The organism is Fictibacillus nanhaiensis (genome assembly GCF_036213205.1).
Classification (GTDB): Bacteria; Bacillota; Bacilli; order Bacillales; family Fictibacillaceae; genus Fictibacillus; species Fictibacillus nanhaiensis_E.
The window spans coordinates 284,658-306,580 of sequence record NZ_JARMFC010000006.1; the positions used below are offsets into that span (position 1 = coordinate 284,658).

Here is a 21,923-nt window from a genome sequence, read left to right on the forward strand (position 1 = left end):
AAACAGAAAGTAGTAACAAGGAGGTTTTCACATGAAAGGATTTGTGATAAAAAGCTTTTTGATATTCCTTGCTATTATGCTCGGTTACCGAATGAGATACCGTTTGATGAATAACGCGCTTGGTAACCCTTTGATCCGTCGTTTCTTAGTTGGGAGTGCTATGTCATTTCCTGGCTTGCGTTCTAAAATGATGGATGAAATCATTTAATTATGCAAACAAAAAAAACAGCATTCTTCTTTGATCTTGACAATACGCTGTTCGATTATGAAGCCTCCTTTAAGAAGGCTTCTTTATTTGCATTCCGTTCCATCTATTCTTCTGGAGAGCAAAATACGAAGATAGAAGAAAAATGGTTTATCCACTATAAGTATTTTTGTGATTCCTATTGGCAGGCGTATGAAAATCACAGGATTACTCGAGAAGAATATCAAAGCAAACGTCTGTTATCTTCCTTACGTGCAGCAGGATTAAGGAATTTTAGTCATTTAGAATTACAAAAATTTCAACAACTGTTTGAAGTGAATATACATTTATTTGTAGAACCCTATTCATGGATACGTGATATCTTTCAAGTCTTAACTCGTTACGAGATCGTATACGGAATCATAACTAACGGAAGTACTATTGTTCAAAGAAATAAAATAAAACAACTGCAACTACATATACCCGATAAACGGATATATATTTCATCGGAAATAAAAGTGGCAAAACCTAGTCCGGAGATCTTCCATCTTGTAAAAGAGAATACGACAGCATGTGACTTTTACTATGTTGGTGATTCTTATTCATTAGATATGGTCCCAGCTATTCTTGCAAAGTGGACTGCTATATGGTGGAATCCATTGAGACTTTCTGTAATGAATGACAATAATCCTCATCATAATTGCTACTCCAGCAATGAACTAATAGAGACCATCAAAAGATGTATTGAATGAGCTGGATGTTCTCCCCGTTTGATGTTTGGAAGAGAACGAATAGATATTTTTTGTCTTTACTGATTAAGATGAAAGGCATCGAACTTCCTATTGGACTTACTTTTTGTCCATTTTTTGTAGTGATTCCTAAAAAATAATTTTTGTATAAACCTTCCCACAGCTTTCCGATAATCTCCTGACTTTTGGATGGAGAGAAGCCAGGTAGTGGGTTGCTATTATAATCCGTTAGCGATTCTAATGAGATTACGTAATAATCGTTAAGATCAATCTGATAGAAGTTCGTTGTTTGTGTGAGTGTTTGTTGTAAATATTTATTTGTTTTTTCATCGAGTTCATTTTTAGCTTTTCGTTCATCGTTATCTTTAGCGATCTTAAAACCTGAAAACGTTTGATCCAGTTTTGCTGTATATAAAAAATCATTGCTCATTCTCTGTACAGACCGATACTTCTCTTCACTAAGGTGTATTTCTCCTTGGTGGAAGGAGATAGCCTCCCATAGCCCCGGTATTGAACTAATAATGTCTTTTTCTAGGTCAATCTTTGAAGCGGATGTTTTCCATTCTGTCATCTTGTTATTAAGTCTTCCGTTCTCAAAAATCATCGCAATATCCTGTCTCAGATAAACACGTTCAGAAGTCTCTGAGTTTACCTTCCAAAGCACGTCATATTTTGATGAAGTTCCATTTAGAAAAGATAGCTTCGTTTCCGCTTTTTTAAAAGAGAACGTATTATCTAATGGAAAGAACGTTATACTTTCACGTGCCTCTTTTTTGACAAACGGCTGGTAGATGATACCTATTACAAGTATAATAATTAACAGATAAATTGAAATTTTCCACTTCATACAAATTAGCCTCCCTTTCGGACAACTTGTTCCTAAATTTTATGCAATTCTGTCCAATTTAGAAGGGAAGTTCAAGAAAAGGTATGAAAGGGTAAGCGAAAGGGGTTAGTGTAATGGAAATACAAACAGAAGAGATCGTGAGTTACATTAAAGAACTCGTACATATCCCAAGCCCGTCTGGTAATACAGAAGCTGCAATCGAGTTTATGAAATCATTCTTTGAAAAAAATCAGGTGTCATTCAAAACAACGAACAAAGGCGCGGTGATTGCTACCATTTTAGGTGAGGATGATTCGAAACACCGCCTGCTGACTGCACATGTAGATACATTAGGAGCTATGGTGAAAGAGATTAAAAGCGATGGACGTCTAAAATTAGACTTAATCGGCGGATTTTATTGGAATACGATTGAAGGTGAATATTGTACAATACATACGAATTCAGGAAAAACCTTTAGCGGCACGATCATGATGCATCAGACAGCTGCTCATGTATATAAAGGAATGAACGAATTAAAACGGAATGAGAAAAACATGGTCGTTCGAGTGGATGAAGAGTTTCATACTAAAAAAGATGTCGAAGAGGCGGGAATCTCAGTAGGAGATTTTGTCTCTTTTCATCCAAGGTTTGAACAAATGGATAGTGGATTTATTAAGTCTCGTCATCTTGATGATAAAGCTAGCGTAGCGATTTTGATGCATGTAATCAAACAGATCAAGTTAAATTCGATTAAGCTGCCTTACACAACCCACTTTTTGATCAGTAACAATGAAGAAATCGGATATGGTGGTAATTCGAACATACCAACTGAAACAGTCGAGTATTTAGCGGTAGACATGGGGGCAATCGGTGACGGTCAGGCAACAGATGAATTTACAGTAAGTATCTGTGCAAAAGACTCTGGGGGACCTTACCATTATGGGTTAAGAAAACACCTTGTAGATTTAGCACAAAAACATAATATCGGATATAAAGTAGATATCTATCCTTACTATGGTTCAGATGCAACAGCAGCTATTCGTGCTGGCGCTGATATTATGCACGGACTCGTCGGACCAGGGATTGATGCTTCTCATGCTTTTGAGCGTACACACATCAAGTCATTAAAAAATACAGCAGAGCTTATTTACGCATATTTGAAGTCTTCTCTAGTTTAACCTTTAACCCCTTAGCCCATTAGCTAAGGGTTTTTCTTTTTTATTCAATGTCACAATTGAAATAATAAAAGAGTTTATAGCGATCGATCGTATTTGACCTAGGTATGAAACAAGAGAAGAAAGTGAAGGATGATAGGCAGAGGAGTGATGTAAAAAATGTCATATCTGCCCAAAAAACAACCTCTTTCACCAAATTTTGATGAAAACGTTCAGTATATGAAAAATCAACTAGGCGTTGACATAAGTTTTGATTGTATTCATCTTGACTTAGAATATGCCGGAAGAAGAATGGCTTTATTTATGGTAGATGGATTCGTTAAGGATGATATTCTACATTACTTAATGAAGTTACTAGCCGACCTTGAGCCTGGCCAACTAGATCCGGACCCACTTGTGAAGCTGATGAAGACGTATCTGCCCTATATAGAAATCTCTACTTCTGATGATTTGAATCAAGGAATCGATTGGGTATTAAGTGGACCAACCGTTCTGATCGTTGAGGGAGTTTCGGAGATCCTTCAAATCGATGCTAGAACATACCCGGTACGAGGACCCGAAGAACCGGATGTTGAGCGCGTTGTTAGAGGTGCAAGAGATGGTTTTGTGGAAACAATCGTATTCAATACCGCACTTACGAGAAGAAGAGTCCGTGATCGTTCACTACGAATGGAATACATGAGCATAGGCAGGCGTTCAAAGACCGATATATGTATCTCGTATATTGAAGATATTGCAGATCCGCACATTGTTGAACGTATTAAGGACTCATTGAAAAAAATCGATACAGATGGGCTTCCGATGGGTGAGAAAACAGTCGAAGAATTTATTTGTGGCCGGCATCTCAATCCTTATCCGTTAGTGAGGTATACAGAACGACCAGATACAGCAGCCGTTCATTTGTTTGAAGGACATGTCTTAGTTTATGTAGATGGATCACCATCTGTTTTAATTACTCCAACAACATTCTGGCATCATCTGCAGCATGCAGAAGAATACAGGCAGAAACCGGTCGTTGGTGCTTATTTAAGATTTGTTCGATTTTTAGCCGTGTGGATATCCATCTTTTTATTGCCATTGTGGTATTTGTTTTCCGTGCACAAAGAACTATTACCCGTAAACTTATCATTTATAGGCCCTGAAGAGATCGGTGTTGTTCCATTATTTTTGCAGTTTGTAATCATCGAATTAGGTATGGATATGCTGAGGATGGCCACAATTCATACGCCAACATCTGTATCCACTGGACTAGGATTAGTCTCAGCTATAGTAGTCGGACAAGTAGCAATTGAAGCAGGTTTATTTGTTAATGAAGTAGTACTCTATATCGCCATAGCTGCAATTGGAACATTTGCTACTCCGACTTATGAACTTAGCTTAGCAAATCGACTATTAAGACTTTCTTTGTTAGGTTTAACTGCATTGTTAGGTGTACCAGGATATGTTATAGGCTTTACCTTGGCCGTTCTGTTCTTTGTATCATTCAAATCCTTTCATATCCCATACCTTTGGCCATTCATTCCTTTTAATCCAAAAGCAATAAGAGATGTGGTCTTAAGAATCCCTATGCCGTTAAAGAACAGAAGGCCAATCGTATTACACCCGAAAGACCCTGATCGGTAATCGTTAAGGACAGCTGACGTTTTCAGCTGTCTTTTTCTATGTTAATTATGTGCAAAGGCTTGCATTTTTGCCTATATTATTTGTTATAATGACAAAGGTGATTATTATGAAAACAATGTATGATGTTCAACAGCTATTGAAAAGGTTTGGAACTTTCATATATACGGGAAATAAGATAGCTGATCTAGAGTTAACACAAGACGAAGTCAGAGAACTATACGAACAAAAACTTATTGATGTAAACGAATTCAAAAATGCGATCATCATTATTCGAGCAGAACACAATAAATTACAATAGAGGATGAGAAAAGATGGAGAAATGGTTAGTTGGTGTTGATTTAGGTGGAACGACAATTAAAATTGCTTTTGTAACATTAGACGGTCATATTGTAGAGAAATGGGAAATCCCTACCAATATAAGTGAAGATGGAAAGCATATTGTTTCAGATATTACTGAATCTATCCATTTAAAGCTAAAAGACTTATCACAACCAAAAGAAAAGCTTGAAGCGATTGGAATGGGCGCACCAGGTTTCATTGATATGAAAACAGGATTCATCTTTCATGCTGTTAACATCGGATGGAGAGATTATCCGTTAAAAGAAGAGCTAGAAAAAGCAACAGGTCTTTCAGTTATTGTTGATAATGACGCTAACATCGCTGCAATTGGAGAAATGTGGCGAGGGGCAGGTGATGGTGAAGGAAACCTACTGATGGTTACTCTAGGTACTGGAGTCGGTGGCGGAATAATCGTAAACGGACATATCATGCACGGAACTAATGGTATGGCTGGTGAGATCGGTCATATTACGGCTATACCAGCTGGTGGAGCACCATGTAACTGTGGTCGTACAGGCTGCATTGAAACGATCGCTTCAGCAACAGGTATCTCTCGCATTTCCAAAGAAAAAGCGCTCCAAGACGCTTCTTCGTCTCTTCATACATTAATAAAAGAAAATGGTGAGTTACAAGCTAAAGATGTTGTCGCAGCTGCTGAAAAGGGAGATCAAGTAGCGATTGACACGTTGGAAGAAGTAACATTTCATTTAGGATTAGTGATAGCAAACCTTGCTAACAGCATTAACCCCGGTAAGATTGTCATTGGTGGTGGAGTCTCTAAAGCAGGTCATACCTTAATGGAGCGATTAGAGCAGAAATTTAATCAATTTGCACTCAAGAGAGTTGCAGAAGGTGCTGAAATGAAAGTTGCTACGTTAGGCAACGATGCGGGCGTTATAGGAGGAGCATGGTTAGCTAAGCACAATCGTTAACTTAGCGTCGAATATTTTATAGGTAAAAAGAAGGAAATTTTTTCTGTGAATTTCACTAAAATAATTTGATTAAAACGTATTAAGGAAGTACTTAAAAAAAATGAGAGAAAAAGCGAACCGCTTCACTGTGGTTCGTTTTCATTTTTTTGAAACTTTTTTGGTACAAATTCGTCTAATGGTTTATGGATTTAAAAAAGGGGTAAAACTAATATAGTTTTGTTGTCCTATTTGTCAGAATCTTGAAATAGTACGTTAGGGTATTGAATTCTTGTGTGAAACCATTTAATATACTCTTTATGTAATCCTTTGATTAAGGTTTTGTAAATTTGTAAAGGATGAATTTACACTTATAATCAATGCTTACCGGATGCAAAGAGAGACAGTTAATAGGGATTAAAATGAAAAATCGAGAGTTCTTTTTGATTGAGGAGGTCAGAGAACATATGAAAGAAAAAATGAAACAAGCTTTTGCTGAATATAGATTTTTCTTTATCGCAATTGCTTTATTATGGATTAAAACATTTATCATTTATAAAACTGCATTTGAATTGCCTATGGACAACAAAGTTCAAGAGTTAATTCTGTTTATTAACCCAATCAGTTCTATTGTTCTTTTCTTAGGTATAACACTTTACTTTAAAGGAAGAACGCATAGAAGGATGATCGTAGCAGTCAGTGCGATCATGAGTTTTGTTATGTATGCCAATATGGTGTTCTATCGTTTCTTTAATGACTTTATTACCATTCCAGTCTTGTTCCAAACAAGTAACATGGGTGACCTTGGTAATAGTGTATTTGAATTGATTCAACCTACTGATTTATTAGTGTTTATCGATATCGTTATTTTGGCTTATTTCATGAGACGAGCTGATTACCGACCTGCACGTGCTTCACGCAAGCAGATCACGATTACTTTTGCTGCTGCAATCGTATTTTTTATCGTGAATGTTGGTATAGCGGAGACTGAAAGACCGCAATTGTTAACTCGTACTTTTGACCGTGAAATGTTAATTAAAAACATTGGTTCTTATAACTATCATATTTACGATTCCATCATTCAATCTAAAGCAAAAGCACAGCGTGCATTTGCCGATGGAAGTGAAATTACAGATATCGAGAACTATTCACGTGCAAATTACAAAGAACCAAATCCTGAGATGTTCGGTAAAGCAAAAGGCAAGAACGTATTCGTAATCTCAGTAGAATCAACACAGAACTTTGTTATTAATGAGTCTGTGAACGGTAAAGAGATCACTCCGTTTATGAATGATTTGATTAAAGACAGTTACTACTTCCCGAACTTCTATCACCAAACAGGGCAAGGTAAAACGTCTGATTCAGAGTTTTTATTAGATAACTCTTTATACCCACTTCCAAGTGGAGCAGTTTTCTTTACACACTCTCAGAACCAATACAATGCGACACCAGAAATTTTAAAAGAGCAAGGTTACTATTCATCCGTACAGCATGCTAATAACAAAAGTTTCTGGAATCGCGATATCATGTATGATAATTTCGGTTACGACCGTTATTATTCATTAAAAGATTTCGAGGTAACTCCTGAGAATTCAATTGGATGGGGCTTAAAAGATAAAGATTTCTTTAAACAATCTATACCGCATCTAAAAGAGATGCAGGCGATGAACAAACCGTTCTATACGAAGTATATTACGTTAACGAATCACTTCCCGTTCACATTAGAAGAGGAAGATGAAATGCTTCCTGAGTGGACGTCTAACGATGGTACAGTTAACCGATATTTCACAACGGTTCGTTATACAGACGAAGCATTGAAAGAATTTTTCGCTGATGTTAAAGAAGCTGGTCTTTATGAAGATTCAATCTTTATCATGTATGGTGACCATTATGGAATTTCTGAAAACCATAACGATGCAATGGGTCAATTCTTAGGAAAAGAAATTACTCCTTTTGAATCTACTCAATTGCAAAAAGTACCTTTAATCATTCACATGCCAGGGGAAAAAGGAAAGACAATGGATACAGTTGGTGGACAGATCGACCTTAAACCAACAATTCTACATTTGTTAGGTATTGATACAAAAGGTGACATTCAGCTAGGCTCAGATTTATTCTCAAAAGACAGAGAAGATTTTGCTGTCCTTCGTGATAATTCATATATCACTAAGGATAATGTGTTCACAGATGGTAAGTGTTATGACAAAGCAACGGGTAAACCTGTTGAAGGTGAGAACAATGCTTGTGAACCATACAGTGAACGTGCTAAGACTGAACTTGATATGTCTGACCGTATCATTTACGGAGATCTATTAAGATTCTACGATAAAGATAAAGCAAAAGATAAAGCTGTTAAACAAGAAGAAAAGCAAAAACAGTAAAGATTTAGAAGCACTCAACTTCGGTTGAGTGCTTTTTTTCTGCATATCTGCTTAGAGAGAACATACATCTTTAAGAGGAAGGTTTAAAGGGAGGGCTCTGTTTGGAAATTGTCATGCGTAACGGCGATTCATTTTGGTATTACTCACGTCTATTATCTATCCCTTACGTGTTGATCAAAGACTCTAATCCTAACGTAACAGCAGCGAATATGCATGCAGGGGAGAGCGTAGAGATCCCTGGAATGTTTTTAGAAAAATATAAGATAAAAAATGGTGATACCTTTTTTTCAATAGCTGATAAATTCGATATTCCTCTGGATTCCTTATATTTAGTTAATCAAACCGTTAAACCGAAGGAAATATTTACAAAGGATATCATCAATATTCCTAGAGTGTTACCATATTCATCAATTAAATGTCAGAGGAAATACAATACAGCTGCACTAAATCATGATATAGATAAACTTCTCAGCATTTATCCATTCATAAGAAAACAAGAGATTGGTAAATCTGTTCTTGGCCATCCAATAGTTATGCTTATAATAGGAAATGGAAAAAGAAAAGTGCATATCAATGGTTCATTTCATGGAAACGAGTGGATTACTTCAGGAGTTCTGATGAAGTTCATTAATGAGTATGCTGCTGCACTATCAAGTAATAAAGTTTTGAATGGGTACAAAGCTGAAGATTTATATAGGGATACTACACTTTACGCCGTGCCTATGGTCGATCCAGATGGAGTCGATCTCGTATTAAATGGTCCACCTGAAAATTCTGATTGGAAAGAGCTTGTTTTAAAATTAAATAAAAGAAGCAAAGACTTCTCAGGATGGAAAGCGAATATTCGGGGTGTAGACCTTAATAATCAATTTCCTGCAAGATGGGAGCTTGAACAAGTGAGAAAACCAACTTCTCCTGCTCCAAGGGATTATCCTGGTATCGCTCCATTAAGTGAACCAGAAGCTAGGGTGATGGCAGAGGTGACAGAAAAATACAAATTTGACCGGGTGGTAGCTCTTCATACGCAAGGAAAAGAATTATACTGGGGCTTTGAAGGGGAAGAGCCTATGCCCATATCAGGAAAGATCGCAGAAGAATTTGAGAGGGTTAGTGGGTATAAAGCGATAAGGTATGTGGATAGTTATGCGGGCTACAAAGATTGGTTTATCCAAGAATACAGAAAACCAGGATTTACGATTGAGCTCGGAATAGGGGTTAACCCACTTCCATTACGACAGTTTGATAAGATCTATGAAGATACAAGGGGAATCCTGTTAGCAGCTCTTTACATGTAAAGCTGTTTTATAGTCTTCTTCTGGAATCCAAGATTTTCATGCTTCCTCCAATCAACAGTCAAAGAAGGAAATAATAAAGATTTGAAAACAAGAATCTGTTAGAAACCGCCTTAAGAAAGAAAAAACCATCAGAAACTGATTTCTGATGGTTTTTTGAGTTCCTTTAATGGCCAGTAGAGCCGCCGCTGCCTACTAAAACGTCCAGAACAGTCATGACTGTAAACCAGCCAAAAACTGCAAACGTTAAAAAGGCAAAACCTGCTGCCATTAAATTTTTAATTTTTAACGAACGCAATAGTCCCAACGCAGCTAAAATAGCTACTAAGCCGAATATAATGGCTAATCCCATTATTCTGTGCCCCCTTGCTCTGGAGTAATACCAATCCTATGTATAACGCTTTCACACAGGTACAACCTTGTATTATTTTACTTGTTTTATTCGGGTTTGTCGAGTGCACATTGGAACAAAATGAACTCAATTGTTAGTTTATAGGCAGAAGCCCACTTTTTAACAAGGGGTTTATGGTGATTATCAATAATAAAATACAGATGGTTTTTATTTGTGAACTCAGCAATTAATTCTTCCTCTGCTTGAAGCAAAAACATCGTTTTTTCTTGTTCTTCTCCTTCCTTGATATAAAAGACACATATCATATCAAGATAAAGATACGTTTGATCTGAGTCAGAAGTAAATCCATAATCATCAAATAACAGAGTCGTTCTTATAGGTTTGATCGAAAGCAGTGGTATGGCTTCAAAAAGGTAATCATCTCTTTGAGAAGTAATGATCAGATCTTCTTGTTGATCATGCACAGACATAGGAGCGGGCATATCCAAATTTTCGTATCCGAAAAATACTTTCATGTGTTTCCTCCGAAATAATGTTTGTTTTAGTGTAAGATAGAAAGTAATAACTTGCAATTGGAGGCTAATATAATGAAGTGGAAAAAGTTAACGGTAGGCCCTGTACAAGAGAATACATATATTATCTACAATAATCAAAACGAAGCTATAGTCATCGATCCTGGCAGTGAAGGAAGAAGAATCTTACAAACATTAGAATCATTAAATGTAAGACCTTTAGCTGTTTTATTAACTCATGCTCATTTCGATCATATCGGAGCTGTCGATGACGTTCGTGAAAAATATAATATTCCTTTGTATGTTCATAAAAAAGAAGCAGATTGGCTGAGTGATACAAAAAAGAACGGATCAAAATATTTTGGTCAAAGCATCACAGCTAAGCCAGCAAGCCACATCTTAACGAATCAAGACAATACCTTAAAGATCGGAAGTTTTTCATTCGAGGTATTAACGACTCCTGGACATTCACCCGGAAGTGTTTCGTATTATCTGAAGAGCAGTGGAGCTGTTTTTTCAGGTGATGCTTTGTTTGCGGGGAGCATTGGAAGAACAGATCTGCATGGTGGGGATCAGGATCTACTGATCAATAGTATTCATGAAAAGCTGCTTAATCTGCCAGAAGAAACGGTCGTTTTATCAGGTCATGGGCCAGAAACAACAATTGGAATGGAAATGGATAGTAACCCATTTTTAAGCGGGTTCTGATCGTGTCACTCTCGAGCTTGCTGCAAAGAAAAATAAAACAATTTGAATGGATAACGATGGCTGAGTTCATGGAGCATGCTCTGTATCATCCGATAGAGGGTTACTACATGAAAGAGAACACGAAAATAGGTAAAAACGGGGACTTTTATACGGCTAGCCTTGTGTCAGACGTATTCGCCAAGGTGTGGGCTGATTTATTTATAAGAACGATAGCTGATAATAATCTTGATCCAATAGTCGTAGAATTTGGTGGAGGAAGTGGTCATTTCGCTCGACAAGTTCAAGATAGTTGGTCATTAACATCAATCAATCACATTTCATATGTAATTGTAGAACCCAGTCCGTATCATAAAAGTTTATTGGAAACAAAGTTATCTGGATTTCCAATTACGATTCTATCTTCATTGGATGAATTAATAGTGCGATACCCATCATTTAAAGGGATTATTTTCGCTAACGAAGTTCTTGATGCGTTTCCACTTCGAATCTTTCAACAAAAAAATGATGAGTGGTATGAAAAAGGAGTCTCTCTTCTCAAAAAAACTGAAGATCTTTGTTTTCTTTATAGGAAAATGGAGGACCCTTCTTTAGAAAAGAAATTAGGTGAAATCTTTTCTACTAGAGACAAGACTAATGACCTTGAGGTTTCCTTTTCCATGCTCACTTGGCTAAAAACCATTTACGAATGGATAGAAAAAGATACTTGCTTATTTTTTGTCGATTACGGATTGATAGGCGAAGAGTGGAACACTATACATGTAAAAGAGGGAAGTATAAGGGGGTATTATCGTCATCAAATAAAAAAAAATCCGTTAGCATTTCCCGGGATGATGGATATTACGTATCATATAGATTGGAAACAAGTGATAAAAGCAGGTAAAGATTCTGAAGTAACTACATTACGTTTAAAAAATCAAGGAGATTTCTTATTAGAGGAAGGACTATTATCATTGTTAAAGGATACACAGAGTCTTGATCCATTCTCAATAGAAAATAAGAGAAATCGGGCCATACGTTCATTCCTACTCGATCATACACTAGCGAATGGATTCCAAGTTATACAACAAAAAAAGCAGACCGTATCGTAACGGCCTGCTTTTTTGTAGCTACTTTAGAGAACTGATTAATGTCCTCCGCCAGCGCCAGGAGTCATCATAAACGTTGACCAGTATGTAAAACCAACAAAGAAAACAGTTAAATAAGCACCAAAGATATAAATATACATACGCTCAGATAAGTTCAAATACCCTAAAGAAACGAACATAATCGTTTGTCCTAAGAACAATAACGCCATGTCTTGCATATCGCCTAGATAAGCCATGACTCCGATGATTCCAGTCCAAAAGCCTAAAACCTTATACATTCTTGACATATGTATCCCCTCCTTTTTTCGCCAATACTTGTATCCTTTAGTATTATATATGAGTTTCCACTCTCTTGTAAATGCCAATTGTAAGCGGATAAATACACAATTAAAAGATAATTCATGAATATTAGCTGTTTTTTGGTTTATTATGCCTCTTTTAAAGGTAATGTAAACCAAAAGGAGTGAGTCTTATGAGTTCAATAACATTCTACACTTACCCAAGCTGCACCTCGTGCCGTAAAGCGAAAATGTGGCTTAAGCAAAATAAAGTATCGTTTGATGAAAGACACCTATTCAAAGAAACCCCATCGGTTGAAGAACTTAGAGAACTGTTGAAGCTTACAAAGTATGGAACAGAAGATATTTTGGCTAAAAGAAGTCAGTCCTTCAAATCACTTGATGTCGATATCTATGATCTTTCAACCAACGAACTATTAGCATTATTGACTAAAAACCCAAAATTGTTGAAGCGTCCATTAGTGACAGACGGGAAACAGCTCATTGCGGGATATAGTCCTGGAGATATGAAAAAATTATGTACAACAAAAGAAAAAGAACACATTTCTAGTCATGTGTCCTGAACATAGCACTCTTTGCTTTTAAAGAGTGTTATTTTTTTTTGGCTGGGCTAGCTGGATTCGAACCAACGCATGACGGAGTCAAAGTCCGTTGCCTTACCGCTTGGCTATAGCCCAATGCAACAATACTAGTATGAGCTCTGTCGAAATTTATATGCATTCATTTATAAAAAAATGCAGGAATTGTCGTTTTATGACAGAAATAATAAACTATAAACAAAAAGGGAGATGATACCACTTGCCGATAAAGTTGTTAGGCAATTCAATCCTTCATGAGGCAGCAGTTCAGAAAGCATCAGACATTCATTTTATACCGATAAAAAGGGGAGGTATCGTTCAATTTCGTATAGATGATCGGCTGATTGAACACAGAACTCTTACGCAAGAAGATTACATTAGGGTGCTCGCACATTTTAAATATTCCGCAAGAATGGACATTGGCGAACATCGAAAGCCTCAAAGCGGTTCAATGGACGTTATGATCAATAATCTAAATGTACATCTTCGGTTTTCATCCATACCATCCGCATTTAATGAATCACTCGTCATTCGATTACTTCCTCAACAAGAAACATTAACTCTTCATGAACTATCACTTTTTCCTCACGTGTTCCAAAAACTACTATCCCTAATTAAACGATCCAGCGGTCTCTTATTATTTTCTGGCCCGACCGGATCAGGTAAAACCACTATTTTATATTCCTTGCTTCATCACCTTCAGAAAAATTACAAACGTCAAATAGTCACACTCGAAGATCCCGTAGAACGCAAAGTAGATTCATTTCTGCAAATGGAAATTAATGAAAAAGCAGGTCTGACATATGGTGAAGGTTTTAAGTCATTATTGCGTCACGATCCTGATGTGATCATGATCGGTGAGATTAGAGACGAATCAACTGCAAGACTTGTTATTCGCGCATCATTGACGGGGCACCTTGTTCTGTCTACAATGCATGCTGCAGACTGTATTGGGTGTATTGAACGTCTTCGAGAATTTGGTATACAAGAAACGGAACTGCAACAAACATTGATGGGAATTGTATCTCAGCGGCTGATCTCCATACCATGTTCTTTTTGTGGAGACGATTGCGTAGATTTTTGTTTTAAATCCAGAACTTATAGAAGAGCGGGAATTTACGAGATGCTTTGTAATCAAGAATTATTAACTTCTTTAAGTAAGGAGAGTCGTGATAAGTCTGCTTACAAAAATCTCTCATTTTCCTTTAACCATGCCTTTGCAGCAGGTTATGTGACAAAAGAGAGCTATGAAAGATGGATGGGGGGGAGAAACAAAAAGTGATAAGAAGGGGCTGGAAACGGGCTTCTCAAGGGACGTTTCTTTATAAGCTTGGTTTTTTGTTAGATCAAGGCTATACCATTAACAAAAGCATTGAACTCGTCAGGTCTCAGCTTCCACAAAAAAGGCGTGAAGTTGCTGATACTATGCTAGAGATCCTTGCTTCTGGAAGTTCTGTTATCGAGATCTTTACCCCATTACAATTGCCAAAAGAAGTAGTAAGTTCTTTATCTATAAACAGCGCGAATGGCAACCTAACGAGAAGTCTCATGGAAAACGGTACTTTCATGAAGAAAAAAGCTGAATGGCGTGCACGGTTGACCAAAGCTATAAGATATCCCCTCTTCCTTCTATTCCTAACAGCTTGGATTGGGATCGTGTTTTATCAATTCTTATTTCCTCAATTTTCAAACCTATTTTCATCATTGGAAGTCGAAACCCCGATGTTTACTACATGGATGTTAACTTTTTTAGGGATTATACCACTCTTTGGAGTAAGTTTCCTCACCTTATGCATCACATTATGGATTGTTATTATCATGATGAGAAAGAAATCAAAGCCTTCTACTCAGATGGATCTACTCATGCGAGTTCCAATCTTAAGAAAATTTCTTGTTTTATTGAATACTCACTTCTTCAGTGTGAATTTCGGCTCGATGCTGCAAAGTGGTTTATCCGTTTCAGACGCCCTTTTTGTTATGGAGGATCACTTAAACAATGGTTTTTATAAAGAAGAAAGTCAGAGGCTTCACAAAGGTCTCATGAACGGCGCTGAACTAAATGATCTTTTGCTTGAAAAACCTTATTTTACGAGTGAATTGGCTGAAATTGTTCGATTTGGATTAGCTCATGGTGAACTTGGCAGAGAGTTAATTTCATATGGCGAATGGATTTTTAAAGAGCTAGAAGAAAAGATCTATTCATCGTTGCAAAAGGTTCAACCCATTTTATTTGCAGGAATCGGAGTGTTTGTCTTACTGATGTTTGCCTCGATGTTATTGCCTATGTTTACACTCATGGAAGCATTATGAGGAGGATGAAAATGAAAAATGAAAAAGGATTTACTTTGATTGAAATGATGATCGTGCTTTTAATCATTTCGGTGTTGATGCTTATCGCTCTGCCGAGTATGACGAAGAACAACAGTCTCGTTAAATCATTAGGGTGTGAAGCGACCATTGATCTTGTGCAAGGACAGGTTGGAGCGTATGAGGCAGAAAAAAATATACTGCCAACGATCGAAGAACTACATGCCGGAGGATATATTGATACAGTAACATGTCCGGACAAAAAACCATTGCTAATCGACAGTCAAGGAGTCGTTTCAGTGAGCAGTGAAGAGTGAGGAAAGGGTATGGGCACATAAACAAAAGTCAATTAGGTTTTAGTTTGATAGAAGTTATGATCGTCCTTCTAATCATTGCCACGATCGGTGCTGTTTCGTACCCTTCTTATGATAGTTTTAGAAAAAACCGGGAGACCGAATACTTTATCCGAACGTTCCAAAAAGATATTGTCCACATGCAGCAAAGAGCTGTAAATGAAAATCGAATCTATAACTTATCGATCGATAATGAAAACCATATGTATGAAATGCGAGGAAACGGTAGTAAAGAGCCTGTAAAAAAGAACATTCCTCCACACATCTGGTTTGAGAGCTTTTCGATGTTATTATCTGTGCAATTTAACCAGAATGGAAACATCAGCCGTGCAGGGACACTTTATATTCACTCTGCTAATACTTCATATAAGATGGTTTTTCAATTGGGTAAAGGCAAATTTTATGTTGCAAAACAATAATGGTTATCTCCTTCTTGAAGCTATGTTTAGTGTTTTGTTGTTCTCAGCAGTGTTTTCAATCTGTTTACCTTTCATCTATATTTCGTATCAAGAACAAAAAACATCTGAGCAACTATTATATGCGATGACAGAAGTAGATCATGCTGCTGCAATGAGTAGCATGAAGAAGCTTGAGACAGATGAGCTTGTTTGGATAGTTGACGGAATAGAATATAAGCTAAAAACAGGAAAAGGTGTGACGGATGAATACGAAACATGTATTTCGTTCAAAGCTTCTAACCAAAAAGATTATAAAACATGTGCAGGTTCATTGTAGATCTACAAAAGACAAAAACGGCTATACGCTTGTAGAATCCATAATTGCTCTAAGTGTCATATTCGTAACTGCTTTTGTAATTGCCCTGTTATTAACACACTTACAAAAGCATCCGCAATCTGTTCAGTCTGAAGAGGCCGCTTTATTTTTTTCCATGATTGGAAAAGAAATTAGAGAAGCAACGACTGTTGAGGTGAAGAACAACGCGTTATTCATTACATTATCAACGGGTGAAGTGATCAGTTTCACACGTTATCATTCTCTTATACGAAAACAAGTGAATGGATTGGGGCACGAAGTTTGGGTTCAAAATATTCAAGAGATGAAAGTAGAAGAAATAGAGGGTAGCTTTGTGAAGGTTACGCTGACGGATAAGGATGGGAAACAGACACGACGTGGTTTTAGGAGAATAGGTGATGAATGAGAGAGGAATGATTTATCCGTTAATCCTTACTCTTTGCTTTATCGTCTTAATTTTCTTTAGTTATCTAACAGAAAAAGTAGCTTCAGAACGGCATTTTGTATATATGCAAGAAGAACAGCTGAGACAAGTGCGGCTGATCCAGCAAGGTGTCGATCGAGCAATCGTTTTGGCAGATAATCTGACAGTTTATCCATCAGAACGTATATATAACGTTTATGAGGGGCAACTAAAGATGATGGTTACGCAAACATCTGTTGATGAAGTGATGTTTATGATTGAGGCTGTTACAACTCGGCAGTCTACAAAAAGGGTAAAAGTGTATTATAATATTACCCAGAAAAGCGTTACAAAATGGGTGGAGGGTTAAATTTGAACACCATATATTTAATAGGTTTTATGGGTTGTGGAAAAACATCTGTAGGAAGAGAGCTATCAAAACGCTTAGAGGTTCCTCCTTATGATGTCGATTCAACTGTTGAGAAAGATCGAGGACAAACGATAAAAGAAATATTTAAAAACGAAGGCGAAGAGGCGTTTCGTAATTACGAGTCTCTTGCCATTCGACAACTGCCCATACAGCATGCTGTTGTTATGACAGGAGGCGGAGCGGTCGTAAGAGAAGAAAACTTAACGTATATGAAGAACAATGGAATCGTCATCTATTTAAAGACAAGTTTTCCTGTACTTTGGACTAGGCTGATGAAAGAAGGAGAGAAAAACAAGCGGCCAATTCTTTTAACGTCTTCAAAAGAAGAGGTACAGAAACTCTTTAATGAGAGAAGTAAACATTATGAAAAAAGTGATATTGAGATTGTCACAGATCGATTAACAACTGAAGAAGTATGCCATCAAATTTTAGAAAAGTTAAGCCGTTTAAATACACAATAATTGGCCTAAACTAAGAAGTGATTGCTTCTATAAGGGAGTTTTGCCAATGGCCGCAGGATCAGATGTTATCAAGTTTCTTACACAGAGAGTCGTAAAATATTTGGACGAGCCAAAATCGGTAAGAAAAGAAAGGCGTATCACGAAAAAGAATGAGCGAGAGCCTTTACTCACTTATTTATTTGGTGTTGTTCCGATGGGGATTGGTCTAGTGTTTCGTAGAAAAAGAAAGAAATAAGGCTGGAAAAAGGAAGAGCCGGGATACAGTTCCCGGCTCTTATTTTTTATGCAAGATAGAAAAGTCCCCCATTAATGATCTCCACAATAATTTGTGGTTCATATTGGGTACGAAGTGCTTCTTTTTCAATGTGATAAGCTTCTGGTTTCGTTAAAGAATCCTCATAGAAACTCTCTAGTAGTTCCAAATCTTCATTCCATCTTTTTTTAGCATCTTCTGCCCACGTGTGATCATCTCTATCTATGACTTCCTGAATTTTGTTTTCCAGTCTTTTTATCGCACTCTGAGGCTTAATAAAAGGAGAGAGCGTATAACAAAAATCCGGTATTCTCTTCGTTAACAGCATTTTTTGAAGACGTTGGTGAAAATGATCTTCAATCGTTCCGTTGATAAGTTGAATGCCATATGACAATACTTGATCTTTTTTCTGATCGCACTGATATGTTACTTTAACGTTTAAGCATAGCCAGGGTTGTAGGGGTACTTGTGCTCCTTGCTGAGGTACAGATTCATACAGCCGAATGAAAGAGGCGAGCTTTTTTGTCGATCCAAAGATTTGATGAAGCCTTGGCGATCCAAAGTGGATAAATTCACCTTTTCCATCAGGAGCTTGCTGTTGACCTGTTACTAGAGTCAGAGTCATCGGATTAGGCGTGCCTCCCGTTTTCTCGAGATAGTGCCAGTAGAACGGACGATTCATTAGAACTTTATCAAGTTCAGTGGTCAGTTGAACTTTCATATAACTAAAATTCTTCTCTTGAATTCGGCATTCGTTCGCATCAAAATATCGCTCAAGAAAGCGATGAATCTCGTGTTGCTGCATGCTCTTCCCATCCTTTCTGCTTGATTCCGCCATCGAGGTTGATCAAGGAAGCAAGGTTATCCATCTTTACGCGGATCTCACCTTCACTTTCAGACGTATTCATGATGTCCGCAATATGACGCTCTATGTTTTTAATTTCAAATTTCGTTAAAATTTCATCAAGTTCCCCAATGACACTCTCAAACAGATTGATCTTGTTATAAAGCAAGTTTAAGATGTGCTCTTCAATCGTATTCTGAGTAGCGAAGTTATAGATATGAACGTCACCTTGCTGACCGATACGGTGGATACGTCCGATCCGCTGCTCGATCCTCATCGGGTTCCACGGCAGGTCATAATTGATGATATGCTGACAGAACTGCAAGTTAATTCCTTCACCACCAGCTTCCGTTGCGATCAATACTTGTGCTCGTGTTCTAAAGAGATGAGTCATCCAATCCTTTTTGCTTCGCTTAAATCCTCCTCTAAACGGCACTGAAGAGATTCCATGCTGTTGTAAAAACCATTGTAAATACAGTTGAGTGGCACGGTATTCTGTAAAAATGATAACCTTTGAATCAATCGATTGAATCAGTTCTAACGCTTTTAGAGCTTTAGAATTTTGATCAACAAGTTCAATTTTTTTCATTAATTCTAAGACTCGCTGTTCCATTAAGGAGTTTGAAACATCTTTTTGAAGCATATTTTTTAAAGTTAGAAAAACAGCTTCACGCGAACTGCATGCTTCTCGCTGCAGTGTTACGATTGAGAACTTACTTCGGTCAAAGTAAGAGTCTTTTTTTAGTTGAGAGATTTCATCATATAGATCACGTTCTGTTTTTGATAATGTAATAGGAATAGTTTGAACAAGGCGCTTTGGCCATTTAAGACCAGTCTCTTCTCGTCGATTACGAACCATCACCTTATTTACGAGCTGCTTCAGCTTTTCTTCATTTTTTAATGAATATTTATCCTCTTTATAATCTTTGTCAAAGTTCTCTCTATTTCCTAAATGGCCAGGCTTTAATAGAGATACAAGATTAAAAATCTCCTCAACTCTATTTTGAACCGGAGTAGCTGTTAATAGTAAGCAGAACTTCTTTTTTAATAACTGTACAAATTCATAGTTTTTCGTTTTTTTGTTCTTTAACTTGTGCGCTTCATCGATGATAACAAGATCATAGTCTTGATTAAGAACGATGTCTCGATGAGGTGCTCGTTTTGCAGTATCAATGGAGGACACGACTACATCACATTGTTCCCATACATACGCTTTTTTCTGAGCGATAGCAGGAATAAAGAACTTTTGATTCAGCTCGTTCGTCCATTGAATAACGAGTGAAGCGGGAACGAGGATCAAAATTTTCTTAGCGAGCCGGCGTATCATGTACTCTTTTAGAATCAAACCTGCTTCAATCGTTTTTCCTAGCCCTACTTCATCTGCCAAGATTGCTTTTCCGTTCATCTGTTCAATAACGGTAGTCGCAACGTCCAGCTGATGAGGCAAAAAAGTCATCTGTGGGAGGTGATCTGGAGCTTGAAGGCCTAAGAATTCAGGAATTGCTAGGTGGTGTTCTGCTTCAAGTGCTAAGTTATATAATTCCCAATTGGCCCAAGGTCCATCTTCTTCCACACGCTTTAAAAAGTCATCATGCCATTCTCGCTGAAACTGAACGTCGATTTTCATAAGAGATTTCCTTTCTTTAAAAAAGTTCGTTGCCTTTCCTTTTGTAAAAATGATAGGATAATAATGTAGTAAACATAGTAATAGTATGTGCGACCTTGGACAATAACATACTCGCGAATGAAAGTAAGAGGAGAGACTGCGTTAGCGGCGCCGAAGGAGCAAACAACTGTGAAACTCTCAGGCAAAAAGACTCTTGCTAGACGCATCTCTGGAGAGTGCTTTTTTATAGATGAAAGCCACCAACGAAGAAACTCAGGGGAGTTTACTTGAGAAACTTACAGGTTGCAGGACAGAGGATCCCATTATGAAGGGGTCTTTCTGTCCTTTTTTTTGTCCAGAAAAGTCCGAAAATTTTTAAGTATGAAAAAGGAGGAATTCACATGGCTACATTGTTACGAACACCGTTATTTGAGACATATAAAGAACACGGTGGAAAAGTAATTGATTTTGGTGGTTGGGAGTTGCCTGTTCAGTTCTCAAGTATCAAAGAAGAACACGAAGCAGTTAGAACGAAAGCCGGTTTATTTGATGTTTCTCACATGGGAGAATTTGATGTTCGAGGACCAAATGCCTTATCGTTTCTGCAATATACAATGACCAATGATGTTTCAAAACTTCAGAACGGCCAAGCGCAATATACGGCTATGTGCTATGAAAACGGTGGTACAGTTGATGATCTTTTGATTTATAAAAGAGATGAGAACGATTACTTGCTCGTTGTGAATGCCTCAAATATTGAAAAAGATTTCGATTGGCTTATGAGCAAGAAGCCTGAAGGAGTAGAACTTGTTAACGTATCTCCTGAATATGCGCAGCTCGCGATTCAAGGGCCAAAAGCAGAAGAAATTCTACAAAAACTTACGGATACAAATCTTTCTGAGATCGGATTCTTCCGTTTTAAAGAAGATGTATCACTAGCTGGAATATCTGCTCTTGTTTCTCGAACAGGATACACGGGAGAAGATGGCTTTGAGATCTATTTAAAGACGGAACATGCAGAAAAGCTGTGGAGATCCGTTCTTGAAGCAGGCGTTGAAGACGGCTTGCTCCCAGCTGGACTGGGGGCGCGCGACACTTTACGCTTTGAAGCTAAACTTGCTCTATACGGACAAGAGCTTACAAAAGAGATCACACCGATCGAAGCTGGAATTGGTTTCGCCGTTAAAACGGACAAAGAAGCAGATTTTATCGGAAAAGAAGTTTTAGCAGAACAAAAGAAGAATGGGGCACCAAGGAAGCTCGTCGGCATTGAAATGATCGATAAAGGTATCCCGCGTTCTCATTATGAAGTATACAAAGGTGATGTGAAGATCGGTGAAGTTACTACCGGTACACAATCACCAACACTAAAGAAAAACTTAGGACTTGCTCTACTAGAAAAGAATTTCACGGAGCTTGGAACAGAAGTAGAAGTACAGATTCGCCAAAAACGTTTAAAAGCAAAAGTAGTCGCTTCACCATTTTATAAAAGAGGAAAATAA

Annotated in this window: 27 protein-coding genes, 1 tRNA gene and 1 riboswitch; of the genes, 21 read left to right on the plus strand and 7 right to left on the minus strand. The window is 37.5% G+C overall.

Going from position 1 to position 21,923, the window contains the following annotated elements:
• The first annotated feature begins 31 nt into the window (after positions 1-31).
• Entirely contained in the window at positions 32-208 is a 177-nt protein-coding gene (locus P4V41_RS08420) for a hypothetical protein (RefSeq protein ID WP_328084410.1), read from the plus strand.
• 2 nt (positions 209-210) lie between these two features.
• Positions 211-936, plus strand: coding sequence for an HAD family hydrolase (locus P4V41_RS08425; RefSeq protein ID WP_328084411.1), 726 nt, complete (start codon positions 211-213; stop codon positions 934-936).
• On the opposite strand, the gene P4V41_RS08430 is transcribed toward P4V41_RS08425, so the two are convergent.
• The gene (locus P4V41_RS08430) at positions 917-1,780 is read right to left on the minus strand and encodes a hypothetical protein (RefSeq protein WP_328084412.1); all 864 of its coding nucleotides are present in this window, start codon (positions 1,778-1,780) and stop codon (positions 917-919) included. The genes P4V41_RS08425 and P4V41_RS08430 overlap by 20 nt on opposite strands.
• A 113-nt stretch (positions 1,781-1,893) precedes the next feature.
• Here P4V41_RS08430 and P4V41_RS08435 point away from each other — a divergent pair, with 113 nt between their 5' ends.
• The 6 genes from P4V41_RS08435 to P4V41_RS08460 all read left to right on the plus strand — a co-directional run bounded on the left by P4V41_RS08435 (position 1,894) and on the right by P4V41_RS08460 (position 9,480).
• Positions 1,894-2,937, plus strand: a complete 1,044-nt coding sequence (locus tag P4V41_RS08435; RefSeq protein WP_328084413.1) for a M42 family metallopeptidase — start codon at positions 1,894-1,896, stop codon at positions 2,935-2,937.
• Positions 2,938-3,093: 156 nt separating this feature from the next.
• Positions 3,094-4,557, plus strand: coding sequence for a spore germination protein (locus P4V41_RS08440; RefSeq protein ID WP_328084414.1), 1,464 nt, complete (start codon positions 3,094-3,096; stop codon positions 4,555-4,557).
• A gap of 106 nt (positions 4,558-4,663) precedes the next feature.
• Positions 4,664-4,855 (plus strand): YqgQ family protein, encoded by a 192-nt coding sequence (locus P4V41_RS08445; RefSeq protein WP_328084415.1) that lies wholly within the window; start codon positions 4,664-4,666, stop codon positions 4,853-4,855.
• Between the two features lie 13 nt (positions 4,856-4,868).
• On the plus strand, positions 4,869-5,828 hold the full coding sequence (locus P4V41_RS08450; RefSeq protein WP_328084416.1) for an ROK family glucokinase: 960 nt from the start codon (positions 4,869-4,871) through the stop codon (positions 5,826-5,828).
• Between the two features lie 443 nt (positions 5,829-6,271).
• Entirely contained in the window at positions 6,272-8,185 is a 1,914-nt protein-coding gene (locus tag P4V41_RS08455) for an LTA synthase family protein (RefSeq protein WP_328084417.1), read from the plus strand.
• A 101-nt stretch (positions 8,186-8,286) separates the two neighbouring features.
• Positions 8,287-9,480, plus strand: coding sequence for a M14 family metallopeptidase (locus tag P4V41_RS08460; protein WP_328084418.1), 1,194 nt, complete (start codon positions 8,287-8,289; stop codon positions 9,478-9,480).
• A gap of 163 nt (positions 9,481-9,643) precedes the next feature.
• Here the strand turns inward: P4V41_RS08460 and P4V41_RS08465 are convergent, their stop codons facing one another.
• Both P4V41_RS08465 and P4V41_RS08470 read right to left on the minus strand, forming a co-directional pair.
• Positions 9,644-9,829 carry a DUF2759 domain-containing protein gene (locus tag P4V41_RS08465; protein ID WP_066242324.1) on the minus strand — a complete coding sequence of 62 codons (186 nt, stop codon included), beginning with the start codon at positions 9,827-9,829 and terminating at the stop codon, positions 9,644-9,646.
• A gap of 86 nt (positions 9,830-9,915) precedes the next feature.
• Positions 9,916-10,344 (minus strand): hypothetical protein, encoded by a 429-nt coding sequence (locus tag P4V41_RS08470; RefSeq protein WP_328084419.1) that lies wholly within the window; start codon positions 10,342-10,344, stop codon positions 9,916-9,918.
• Positions 10,345-10,416: 72 nt separating this feature from the next.
• On the opposite strand from P4V41_RS08470, the gene P4V41_RS08475 reads away from it, so the two are divergent.
• Both P4V41_RS08475 and P4V41_RS08480 read left to right on the plus strand, forming a co-directional pair.
• Positions 10,417-11,049: an MBL fold metallo-hydrolase gene (locus P4V41_RS08475; RefSeq protein WP_328084420.1), complete on the plus strand. Its 633-nt coding sequence runs from the start codon at positions 10,417-10,419 to the stop codon at positions 11,047-11,049.
• Positions 11,050-11,051: 2 nt separating this feature from the next.
• Entirely contained in the window at positions 11,052-12,137 is a 1,086-nt protein-coding gene (locus tag P4V41_RS08480; RefSeq protein WP_328084421.1) for an SAM-dependent methyltransferase, read from the plus strand.
• Between the two features lie 35 nt (positions 12,138-12,172).
• Here P4V41_RS08480 and P4V41_RS08485 read toward each other — a convergent pair whose 3' ends face one another.
• Positions 12,173-12,421 (minus strand): DUF2626 domain-containing protein, encoded by a 249-nt coding sequence (locus P4V41_RS08485; protein ID WP_066242314.1) that lies wholly within the window; start codon positions 12,419-12,421, stop codon positions 12,173-12,175.
• 185 nt (positions 12,422-12,606) lie between these two features.
• Here P4V41_RS08485 and P4V41_RS08490 point away from each other — a divergent pair, with 185 nt between their 5' ends.
• A complete protein-coding gene (locus P4V41_RS08490; protein WP_328084422.1) occupies positions 12,607-12,996 on the plus strand; it encodes a Spx/MgsR family RNA polymerase-binding regulatory protein in 390 nt (129 codons plus the stop codon).
• 39 nt (positions 12,997-13,035) lie between these two features.
• Here P4V41_RS08490 and P4V41_RS08495 read toward each other — a convergent pair.
• Positions 13,036-13,110, minus strand: a tRNA-Gln gene (locus P4V41_RS08495).
• A gap of 121 nt (positions 13,111-13,231) precedes the next feature.
• Here P4V41_RS08495 and comGA point away from each other — a divergent pair.
• From comGA to P4V41_RS08540, 9 genes are read left to right on the plus strand one after another with little or no spacing between them, the layout of a single operon-like run.
• Positions 13,232-14,293: a competence type IV pilus ATPase ComGA gene (comGA, locus tag P4V41_RS08500; RefSeq protein WP_328084423.1), complete on the plus strand. Its 1,062-nt coding sequence runs from the start codon at positions 13,232-13,234 to the stop codon at positions 14,291-14,293.
• On the plus strand, positions 14,290-15,321 hold the full coding sequence (comGB, locus tag P4V41_RS08505) for a competence type IV pilus assembly protein ComGB (RefSeq protein ID WP_328084424.1): 1,032 nt from the start codon (positions 14,290-14,292) through the stop codon (positions 15,319-15,321). Before comGA ends, comGB begins: the two co-directional genes overlap by 4 nt.
• Before the next feature lie 11 nt (positions 15,322-15,332).
• Positions 15,333-15,635 (plus strand): competence type IV pilus major pilin ComGC, encoded by a 303-nt coding sequence (gene comGC, locus P4V41_RS08510; protein WP_328084425.1) that lies wholly within the window; start codon positions 15,333-15,335, stop codon positions 15,633-15,635.
• Positions 15,632-16,090 carry a competence type IV pilus minor pilin ComGD gene (gene comGD, locus P4V41_RS08515; RefSeq protein ID WP_328084426.1) on the plus strand — a complete coding sequence of 153 codons (459 nt, stop codon included), beginning with the start codon at positions 15,632-15,634 and terminating at the stop codon, positions 16,088-16,090. The genes comGC and comGD overlap by 4 nt, the downstream gene beginning before the upstream one ends.
• Positions 16,074-16,406, plus strand: coding sequence for a hypothetical protein (locus P4V41_RS08520; protein ID WP_328084427.1), 333 nt, complete (start codon positions 16,074-16,076; stop codon positions 16,404-16,406). Before comGD ends, P4V41_RS08520 begins: the two co-directional genes overlap by 17 nt.
• On the plus strand, positions 16,333-16,830 hold the full coding sequence (gene comGF / locus P4V41_RS08525) for a competence type IV pilus minor pilin ComGF (protein WP_328084428.1): 498 nt from the start codon (positions 16,333-16,335) through the stop codon (positions 16,828-16,830). The genes P4V41_RS08520 and comGF overlap by 74 nt, the downstream gene beginning before the upstream one ends.
• Positions 16,823-17,197 carry a competence type IV pilus minor pilin ComGG gene (gene comGG, locus P4V41_RS08530; protein WP_328084429.1) on the plus strand — a complete coding sequence of 125 codons (375 nt, stop codon included), beginning with the start codon at positions 16,823-16,825 and terminating at the stop codon, positions 17,195-17,197. The genes comGF and comGG overlap by 8 nt, the downstream gene beginning before the upstream one ends.
• Before the next feature lie 2 nt (positions 17,198-17,199).
• A complete protein-coding gene (locus P4V41_RS08535) occupies positions 17,200-17,718 on the plus strand; it encodes a shikimate kinase (RefSeq protein ID WP_328084430.1) in 519 nt (172 codons plus the stop codon).
• A gap of 46 nt (positions 17,719-17,764) precedes the next feature.
• Positions 17,765-17,953, plus strand: a complete 189-nt coding sequence (locus P4V41_RS08540; protein ID WP_328084431.1) for a YqzE family protein — start codon at positions 17,765-17,767, stop codon at positions 17,951-17,953.
• A 46-nt stretch (positions 17,954-17,999) separates the two neighbouring features.
• On the opposite strand, the gene P4V41_RS08545 is transcribed toward P4V41_RS08540, so the two are convergent.
• Positions 18,000-18,776, minus strand: coding sequence for a YqhG family protein (locus tag P4V41_RS08545; protein WP_328084432.1), 777 nt, complete (start codon positions 18,774-18,776; stop codon positions 18,000-18,002).
• Positions 18,745-20,442, minus strand: coding sequence for a DEAD/DEAH box helicase (locus tag P4V41_RS08550; protein ID WP_328084433.1), 1,698 nt, complete (start codon positions 20,440-20,442; stop codon positions 18,745-18,747). Before P4V41_RS08550 ends, P4V41_RS08545 begins: the two co-directional genes overlap by 32 nt.
• 117 nt (positions 20,443-20,559) lie before the next feature.
• Positions 20,560-20,645: riboswitch (glycine riboswitch) on the plus strand.
• Positions 20,646-20,822: 177 nt separating this feature from the next.
• Between P4V41_RS08550 and gcvT the strand changes: the two genes are divergently transcribed.
• On the plus strand, positions 20,823-21,923 hold the full coding sequence (gene gcvT / locus P4V41_RS08555; protein WP_328084434.1) for a glycine cleavage system aminomethyltransferase GcvT: 1,101 nt from the start codon (positions 20,823-20,825) through the stop codon (positions 21,921-21,923).

Coding starts and splice junctions, on each gene's coding strand:
- P4V41_RS08420 (WP_328084410.1), top strand. CDS start 32: ATGAAAGGATTTGTGATAAAAAGCTTTTTGATATTCCTTGCTATTATG.
- P4V41_RS08425 (WP_328084411.1), top strand. CDS start 211: ATGCAAACAAAAAAAACAGCATTCTTCTTTGATCTTGACAATACGCTG.
- P4V41_RS08430 (WP_328084412.1), bottom strand. CDS start 1,780: ATGAAGTGGAAAATTTCAATTTATCTGTTAATTATTATACTTGTAATA.
- P4V41_RS08435 (WP_328084413.1), top strand. CDS start 1,894: ATGGAAATACAAACAGAAGAGATCGTGAGTTACATTAAAGAACTCGTA.
- P4V41_RS08440 (WP_328084414.1), top strand. CDS start 3,094: ATGTCATATCTGCCCAAAAAACAACCTCTTTCACCAAATTTTGATGAA.
- P4V41_RS08445 (WP_328084415.1), top strand. CDS start 4,664: ATGAAAACAATGTATGATGTTCAACAGCTATTGAAAAGGTTTGGAACT.
- P4V41_RS08450 (WP_328084416.1), top strand. CDS start 4,869: ATGGAGAAATGGTTAGTTGGTGTTGATTTAGGTGGAACGACAATTAAA.
- P4V41_RS08455 (WP_328084417.1), top strand. CDS start 6,272: ATGAAAGAAAAAATGAAACAAGCTTTTGCTGAATATAGATTTTTCTTT.
- P4V41_RS08465 (WP_066242324.1), bottom strand. CDS start 9,829: ATGGGATTAGCCATTATATTCGGCTTAGTAGCTATTTTAGCTGCGTTG.
- P4V41_RS08470 (WP_328084419.1), bottom strand. CDS start 10,344: ATGAAAGTATTTTTCGGATACGAAAATTTGGATATGCCCGCTCCTATG.
- P4V41_RS08475 (WP_328084420.1), top strand. CDS start 10,417: ATGAAGTGGAAAAAGTTAACGGTAGGCCCTGTACAAGAGAATACATAT.
- P4V41_RS08485 (WP_066242314.1), bottom strand. CDS start 12,421: ATGTCAAGAATGTATAAGGTTTTAGGCTTTTGGACTGGAATCATCGGA.
- P4V41_RS08490 (WP_328084422.1), top strand. CDS start 12,607: ATGAGTTCAATAACATTCTACACTTACCCAAGCTGCACCTCGTGCCGT.
- comGC (WP_328084425.1), top strand. CDS start 15,333: ATGAAAAATGAAAAAGGATTTACTTTGATTGAAATGATGATCGTGCTT.
- P4V41_RS08520 (WP_328084427.1), top strand. CDS start 16,074: ATGTTGCAAAACAATAATGGTTATCTCCTTCTTGAAGCTATGTTTAGT.
- comGF (WP_328084428.1), top strand. CDS start 16,333: ATGAATACGAAACATGTATTTCGTTCAAAGCTTCTAACCAAAAAGATT.
- comGG (WP_328084429.1), top strand. CDS start 16,823: ATGAATGAGAGAGGAATGATTTATCCGTTAATCCTTACTCTTTGCTTT.
- P4V41_RS08540 (WP_328084431.1), top strand. CDS start 17,765: ATGGCCGCAGGATCAGATGTTATCAAGTTTCTTACACAGAGAGTCGTA.
- P4V41_RS08545 (WP_328084432.1), bottom strand. CDS start 18,776: ATGCAGCAACACGAGATTCATCGCTTTCTTGAGCGATATTTTGATGCG.
- P4V41_RS08550 (WP_328084433.1), bottom strand. CDS start 20,442: ATGAAAATCGACGTTCAGTTTCAGCGAGAATGGCATGATGACTTTTTA.
- gcvT (WP_328084434.1), top strand. CDS start 20,823: ATGGCTACATTGTTACGAACACCGTTATTTGAGACATATAAAGAACAC.